This is a genomic window from Megasphaera sp. AF13-6AC, from assembly GCF_027685385.1.
Lineage (GTDB): Bacteria > Bacillota > Negativicutes > Veillonellales > Megasphaeraceae > Megasphaera > Megasphaera micronuciformis.
The window spans coordinates 1-718 of the sequence record NZ_JAQCUN010000294.1 but is presented as its reverse complement, the minus strand read 5'-3'; the positions used below and the strand labels follow the sequence as shown (position 1 = coordinate 718).

Sequence of the window (718 nt, the reverse complement as noted above, 5' to 3'; positions counted from 1 at the left end):
GAAGCCGTCATTCAGGATTATATTACATCGGCTGAGCCCGTAGGATCCCGAACGATAGCACGTAAATATGATTTAGGCGTCAGTGCGGCGACCATTCGCAACGAAATGTTCGACTTGGAAACAATGGGCTACCTGGAACAGCCTCACACGTCGGCAGGCCGAACCCCTTCAGCCAAGGGGTATCGGTTTTATGTTGACTGTCTGTTGCAACCGTCAAAGGTTACAAAAGATGATAAACGGCTTGTACAGACATGGCTCGGGGATCGGGCGGATAATGCGGATCAACTCTTTCGCTCAACGGCACAGGTCTTGGCGAAGATAACCCACAATGTGAGCTTTGTCGTCACATCCGGGCAAAGCGGTGCCAGACTGAAATATGTCCGCTTTTTACCCTTAGATGACAGGCGAGCCATTATGCTGGTTGTCAGCGATACGGGCCAGGTAGAAGACAGTATTTATGCCAAACCGGCTCATGTAGAGATAGACGAGTTGAACGTATTGGCACAGAAATTGACAGAGCGCTTGGCCGGTATGCAGCTAAGCAAGATTACGACACAAGTGCTGGAGCGTTTCAGAAACGATATTGTCGACGATATTGATTTATATAAGGCGGCCTTTCGAAATCTGCAACGGGCTTTTCGGAAGCAGGATTTATACCAGGGCGGGGCTACGGAGTTGTTGAATACTCCCGAGTTTCGCGACATGGATAAGGCACGCT

1 protein-coding gene is annotated in these 718 nt (G+C 49.7%); it reads left to right on the top strand.

Annotated features, from left to right (window positions below; all coding sequences use genetic code 11):
• Positions 1-718: heat-inducible transcriptional repressor HrcA (gene hrcA / locus PGX78_RS08945; protein WP_270446616.1), on the top strand; the 718-nt coding region annotated here is incomplete at both ends.